This is a genomic window from Bartonella gabonensis, assembly GCF_903679515.1.
Classification (GTDB): domain Bacteria; phylum Pseudomonadota; class Alphaproteobacteria; order Rhizobiales; family Rhizobiaceae; genus Bartonella; species Bartonella gabonensis.
In genome coordinates this window covers 20302-27492 of the sequence record NZ_CAHOYM010000022.1, presented here as the reverse complement: position 1 = coordinate 27492, position 7191 = coordinate 20302, and the positions used below count along the sequence as shown (strand labels likewise).

4 protein-coding genes are annotated in these 7191 nt (G+C 37.6%); all 4 read right to left on the bottom strand.

Annotated elements, in window-relative coordinates; genetic code table 11:
- Nucleotides 1-473 precede the first annotated feature (473 nt).
- Nucleotides 474-3419, bottom strand: coding sequence for a bifunctional [glutamine synthetase] adenylyltransferase/[glutamine synthetase]-adenylyl-L-tyrosine phosphorylase (locus HWX04_RS05480; RefSeq protein ID WP_175869185.1), 2946 nt, complete (start codon nt 3417-3419; stop codon nt 474-476).
- A 76-nt stretch (nt 3420-3495) separates the two neighbouring features.
- Nucleotides 3496-4878 (bottom strand): sensor histidine kinase, encoded by a 1383-nt coding sequence (locus tag HWX04_RS05475; protein ID WP_175869184.1) that lies wholly within the window; start codon nt 4876-4878, stop codon nt 3496-3498.
- Nucleotides 4875-5561, bottom strand: a complete 687-nt coding sequence (locus HWX04_RS05470) for a response regulator transcription factor (RefSeq protein WP_175869183.1) — start codon at nt 5559-5561, stop codon at nt 4875-4877. The genes HWX04_RS05475 and HWX04_RS05470 overlap by 4 nt, the downstream gene beginning before the upstream one ends.
- Before the next feature lie 81 nt (nt 5562-5642).
- The gene (locus tag HWX04_RS05465; RefSeq protein ID WP_175869182.1) at nt 5643-7154 is read right to left on the bottom strand and encodes a Do family serine endopeptidase; all 1512 of its coding nucleotides are present in this window, start codon (nt 7152-7154) and stop codon (nt 5643-5645) included.
- Between the last annotated feature and the right edge of the window lie 37 nt (nt 7155-7191).

Genomic DNA, 7191 nt, shown 5'->3' with positions numbered 1-7191 from the left:
CTTATTTACTAAAACATCTTCGTAATATTAGTGTTATAAGAAACCATATAGAGCCGCTACCTCTATAAAAGGTTATCTAAAGCTGTGTGATAAAAACACTCTTGCCCTTATTCTTGTATTAAAGATCCCTCAATTCATAAGTATATCTGATAGACTGCTATTTTATAAATAAGCCATATGCTTCTATCATCCCCCTCATTAAAGAGGATCACTCACTAAAAGGTTATCACTATATTGCTTTTTATATAAAGAATAATGCCTAGAATAAGCTCATTTAACAGAAAAATTCTTTCATCACACTTTAAAAACCAATAGAAAAAATTTTTACTCTTTAAAGCTCTCAAGCATATAATGAAATATCGAACTTAATATATAAAAATGGAATGAGCAGTTTTTATTACTCTATAATATCTGTTTAGATTTTATCTAAAAATTACATTCAATGCTTTTATAAAATTATTATAAAATATAATTTAATATTTCATAATTTTTATAAAAACTGAACAGACCAATTGCCCCGTTTCTGCAATTAATTTTTCAACACGAAGCAAATCAGGTTCCCCAACACTATTGAGCAAAAGATCACTTAATCCAAGTGGCATATCATTGGGATCAAGGGGATCATTTAAGCAAAGCCGTATAATTTGACTCAAATTTGTATAGAGACGATGGGCATAATGTAAATCAGCAATAGATGACGGATTAAGAAAACTGTTCGGTAAGTAGTCTAAAATATCCGCTGTTGTCGCTCCAATTTGAAACTCAATGACATGCGTAATAAGAGCAAATTGAGCTATAAACTCCAAATCCATAATGCCACCAGACATCGTTTTAAAATCCCATTGATTTTTAGGTGGCTTTTCTTTTGCAATCAAAGAGCGCATTTCATACACTTCTTTTGCAACTTTATCCTTATTATGAGAAATAGCAATAATCGTACACACTTCATTTTCTAGCTTTTGTAAAAAATCAGGATCTCCTGTAATCCCTCGAGCCCTTGTTAAAGCAAGATATTCCCATATCCATGCTTCTTGACGATAATATTTTTTAAAAAATGGAAAAGAAACAGCAACAGGTCCTTTATTGCCTAAGGGCCGTAACCTTAAATCAACGGCATAAAGAACACCTTGGCTTGTCAGTGTGGATAAAGCAGAAACGAGACGCTGTGCTAAACGCGTATAATATTGAGAGATGTAAAGAGGCTTTTCTCCATCAGATATTTCTGCATCATCATCGTGTTCATAAAGCAAAATGATATCAACATCCGAACCTGCGGTTAATTCACGACTTCCAAGTTTTCCCATTCCCAATATGCCAACACGTCCGCCTTTAATACAACCATGAAGATGAGAGAACTCTTCTTGAACAGCAGAAAATGTTTTTGTAATCATAAGATCAGCAAGCGCAGTAAAAGCAAAACCTGCTCTTTCTCCTGTAATTGTACCATTCAAAATTCGAATTCCAATCAAAAAACGTTGTTCATCTGCAAAAATTCTTAAATGGTCGAGAATTTCCTCATAAGAAAGGACATCTTCAAGAAAATATTCAAGCTGTTTTTCTAAATAAGTTTTTGTCGGTAATTCTGAAAGAATATTGGGATCTAACATTCCATCAAAAACATGCGATCTACGTGTAATAATTTCCGCAAGACGTGGCGCAGCCCCCATGATCAAGACAAGCATATCTAAAAGAGAGGGGTTAGACTGCAAAAGACTAAAAAGCTGAATTCCTGAAGGTAGGCCCTGTAAAAAACTATCAAAACGCAACATCGCCTCATCAGCTCGTTTTGTTGCGCCAAAAGCTTTCAACAGAGCTGGGGTTAATTCTGTCAATCTCTCGCGCGCTTCAGCAGATTGCGTTGCTTTATAACGACCACAATGGAGGGTGCGCATAATACGACAAATATCACTCGCTCTTTCAAAACCTAAATGGCTTAATGTTATTAATGTCTCCGGATCATCTTGTTCTCCTGTAAAAACTAAATTGCCAATTTCTAAGCCAAGTTCTTGTTCATTCTCAAACAGTGCTGCATAGTGTTTTTGAACAACCTGAAGTGTTTTTAATAAATCACGGATAAAACTGCTCCTGTCGTGATAACCCATTAAATAAGCAACACTGGTGAATTGAGAAATATCATTTGGAAGAATATGCGTTTGCTCATCCGCAAGCATCTGAATACGATGTTCTACATTTCTTAGAAAAGCATAACTTTTTATAAGACTATCTCTCGTTTTCTCACTAATCCAACCAAGCGTGTGAAGTTCTGCTAACATTGCAACTGTCTGACGTCCACGTAATTGAGGAAAACGTCCACCAGCAATAAGTTGTTGCGTCTGAACAAAAAACTCAATTTCACGAATACCACCACGACCTAACTTTATATTATGGCCATAAGCTGCAATTTGACCGTAGCTTTTATGCGCATGAATTTGACGTTTGATCGAATGAATATCAGCAATCGCCGCATAATCTAAATATTTTCGCCACACATAGGGAAAAAGCTCTTTAAGAAAATTAAAACCTGCTCTCTTATCGCCAGCAACTGGACGTGCTTTAATCATAGCGGCTCGTTCCCAATTTTGTCCACGCCCTTCGTAATAACGCAAGGCAGTCCTTACTGGTAAGGCCAAAGGTGTTGATCCTGGATCTGGACGAAGACGAAAATCAAGACGAAAAACATATCCTTCAGCAGTGCGTTCTTGAATGATACGGATTAATCGGCGTACCATTTTAGAAAATACGTCGACACTTTCAAAAAGATTACCAATATGAGGGGACGTTTCATCAATGAAAACAATAAGATCAATATCAGAAGAATAATTAAGTTCTCCTGCTCCTAATTTTCCCATCCCTAAAATGATTAAACCACAGTCTTTTTCTGGATTCTCACGGCTCAGCAAATTGATCTTACCATGATCATGTGCTTCTCTTAAGAGAAAACGCAATGCTACACCTAATGCAGCTTCACCCAAACGCGTTAACCAAGAACATGACACTTCGTAAGTCAAAACACCACTCAAATCAGCTAAAGCAATGAGGACATGCACCTCTCGTTTTTTCCGCCTTAAAGCGGCCATCAATGAAGTTTCATTTATAGATTTATCCTGATCAATAACCGTAATATCATCGATAATTTCGCTCAGCCTTGTTTCTATATCAACATGCAATAAAGGACTAAGATAGGATGGATCAGCAAGTAAAACCTCACGCAAAAAAGGAGATAAGGTCATAACTGCACGGATAAAATCAATCTGCGGTCCATTCTCTAAAATGATGGAAACAAGCGGATCTAAACCTTCTTTCTTTGCTTGTTCTTTCAAGTCTTTTAACCATTGCGAACCACTTTCATTGAGTGGGCATAAAGGGAGAAGCTGTGTTTTAAAAAAAGCTTTTTTTGTCTGATCTCCCTTGAAAAGCATTTTGCCTTCCTTTCTATTGCATTATACTTTTAAAAGAGTTGTTCCGTATAAAAAGAAAAAAGTGAAGAAAATATCTTTAAGGAAATAACAAAACAGCCCTAAGCCCTGGATTTGCATTTTCAAGTAACAATTCACCCCCGTGCAGCTTCATAACTGCTTTTGCTATACTTAAACCAATCCCAAAACCAGGTTGTGTACGGCTTTCTTCAAGACGAACAAATCGTTCTGTTACTTTTTCACGTTTATCCTCTGCTATTCCTGGTCCATTATCGCTTACAACAACTAATAAATGTTCATCACGATATTCCATTGATAAGCAAACCTTCGCTTTTCCTCTATCTTTAGATGCATATTTTATCGCATTATCGATAAGATTAAAAATTGTTTGCGCAACAAGTTCACGATTCAATTTTAGCTCTTTATCAAATACATCTCCTAACTGAAGTAAAACACCTGACTCTTCAGCAAAAGGTTCGTAAAGCTCAACAGCATCTTCAAGGATCAGTTTCATATTCATCATCTCAAGATGCTCAATTGCACTGCTCGCTTCGATGCGTGAAATCATTAAAATCGCATTAAAGGTACGAATAAGTTGATCTGATTCAGCAATAACACTCTCAAGGATCTGACGATATTCAAGTTTTGTCTTGTTTCCCGAAAGCGCCTCTTCAGCACGGTTTCTAAGACGCGTTAAAGGTGTTTTCAGATCATGAGCAATATTATCTGATACTTGACGTAAACCAATATTTAACTCTTCAATGCAGTCTAACATAACATTAAGATTTGTTGACAATCGATCAAACTCATCTCCTACCCCAGAAACTGGTAACCGCCCACTAAAATCACCATCCATCAAGCGCCGTGATGCTGCCGTAACCTGATCAATCCTTTGTAAAGCTCTCCTGCCAACAAAAAACCATATGAGTAAAGCACCTCCCACCATTGCAGCAAGTGCAATAATCACAGCTTTACGAATAACCGCTGCAAAACGTTCTGGCTCATCCAAATCGCGTCCTATAAGAATCTTCATCGCATTAGGCAAATCAAAAACAACTGCCAAAGCGCGATGTTCACTTGCTTTGCCATGTTCTCCAAAACGTGAATATAAAAATGAGGTAGAAATAAAACCACTCTGTTTTAAAAGACCTAATTCAATACGTGCTACATTGCCTGCTAAAATACGCCCCATAGGATCCGTGACAAGATAAAGAAATGCCCCTGGTTGTCTTGAACGATAATCTATCGTACGTATTAATAAAGAGAGCCCCCCATAATTATAAGCATTTTCAATATACTTTAATTCTTCATGTAAAGCCTGTTCAGTCTGCTCTTTTAACAGAGAAGCAGAAAATGCTGTCATATAAATAGAAAGTCCTGTTGCCACCAAGCCAAACAATAAAATGTAAAGTGCTGAAAGCCTTAGCGCTGTCGTGCGCATTATATTCATTAAACGATTCATGCTTTATTATCTGGTGCTTTCAGCATATACCCAGCGCCACGCACAGTATGAAGAAGTGGAGCGTCAAAATCTTTTTCAATTTTTGCTCTCAAGCGAGATATATGAACATCAATGACATTTGTTTGCGGATCAAAATGATAATCCCAAACATTCTCCAAAAGCATAGTGCGTGTAACAACCTGCCCCGCATAGCGCATTAAATATTCAAGTAAACGAAACTCTCGTGGTTGCAATAGAATGTTTCTATCACCCCGTTTTACCGTATGCGCTAACCGATCAAGCTCAAGATTGCTTACGCAATAAACAGTTTCTGCTTCTTTAGGATTCTTCCGCCGTTGTAATACTTCAACACGCGCAAGAAGTTCAGAAAAAGCATAAGGCTTTGTCAAATAATCATCTGCCCCTGCACGCAAACCCGTCACACGATCATTAACTTGCCCTAAAGCTGAAAGGATGAGAACCGGCGTTTCATTGCCTTTAGCACGCAATTGTGAAATAATAGAAAGCCCATCACGATGCAAAAGCATTCGATCAACAACCATAACATCATAATTTTCTGTTTCAGCTAAAGCATATCCAGTATCACCATCATAGGCAACATCAACGGAATGCCCTACCTCCCAAAAAGCTTTTTCGAGATAATGTCCTGTTTCACGATCATCTTCGATAACGAGTATTTTCATAAAACGCATCTCCATTATTTTTATAAAATTGCATTGTAGGACAGAAATCTACAAAATTTCTGTCCCACTCATAATAAAGTGCTATTTTTTGAAAATTGGAAGAGCTACAAAGCGATTTTGATCATTTGTTCGCACTTGTAGGAGTACAGCTTTTCGCCCTAGCTTTTGGGCATTCTTTATTGCATCGGTAATATCAGAGGTCTTTTTAACAGATTTATTATTCACTGTCACAATGATATCACCTGGGCGGATTCCCTTATCTGCAGCGTCTGAATCCGAATCCACATCCGTTACAACCAACCCTAAACCATCGTCAGAAGGAGCAACAATTAATCCATAGTCTTCTAATGTTTCATCTGAATCACCACGTTCATTTAAATATTTTGAACTTTCTTTCTTACCTTCATCTTCAGGCATCGCAGCAAGTTTAACTTTGATCTTTTCCTCCTTACCGGATCTAAAAATCCCTAAAGTCACGGTTTCTTGCGGACTCATATTGGCAATACGCTTTGCCAAATCACGAGAATCATTAACTTTTTCATCATTCACTGAAAGAATGACATCACCTGCCTTGATACCAGCCTTTGCTGCTGGTCCTTTTAAGGGATCAGTCACCAAAGCACCTTTTGCTTCTTTCAAACCTATCGAATCAGAAATTTCCTTTGTTACTGGCTGAATCATAACCCCAAGCCAACCACGTTGAACTGAACCTTTTTCGATAAGTTGTTGCACAACTTGTTTCGCTGTCCCTGCCGGAATAGCAAAAGCGATCCCAACATTGCCTCCTGAAGGAGAAAAAATCGCCGTATTAACGCCAACAACCTTGCCATTCAAATCAAAAGTTGGACCTCCAGAATTTCCTCTATTAACAGCGGCATCAATTTGAATAAAATCATCATAAACACCCGTGCCAATATCTCGTCCACGTGCCGAAACAATACCTGCTGTCACAGTTCCACCAAGACCAAATGGATTCCCGATGGCAACAACCCAATCTCCAACCCGAAGCTTTGAATCATCACCAAAATCAACATAGGAAAATTTTCTTTTGTCATTTACTTTTAGAACTGCAAGGTCCGTTTTGGGATCTTTCCCAATGAGCTTTGCATTCAATTCTGTACCATCATCAAGAACAACGGTATAACTTGTCCCGTCAGAAATTACATGATCATTGGTCACAATGTAACCATCAGATGAAATAAAAAAACCCGATCCAAAAGCAACAGGACGAAGTCTCTGTGAATGTTGGGGAAATTTATTTTTAGGCTTATCAAAATCATAAAACTCTTTAAAAAGCCTTTTTAAAGGATGTTGATCTGGTAATTGATCAATCCCTGGACCACTAAAAAAATTGCTAAAGAACCAATCTTCTTTCTTTTTATTGCTCTTTACTTGCACTGCAACAACCGCTGGCTTCACTTGAGAAACGATATCTGCAAATCCCTGTTGTTGCACTAACGAAGTAAATACAGAACTTGCATGAGCCTTTGTCGTCCATAAGCTTGATGCACATCCACTAAAAAACAGTGCACTCTCCAATATTGCAGAAAAACTTACCGCGACAAATGTTTTAAAGAAAGTTTTTTTTAACATTTACTCTATGCTCCTATTCAATCATACCTTTTATCCC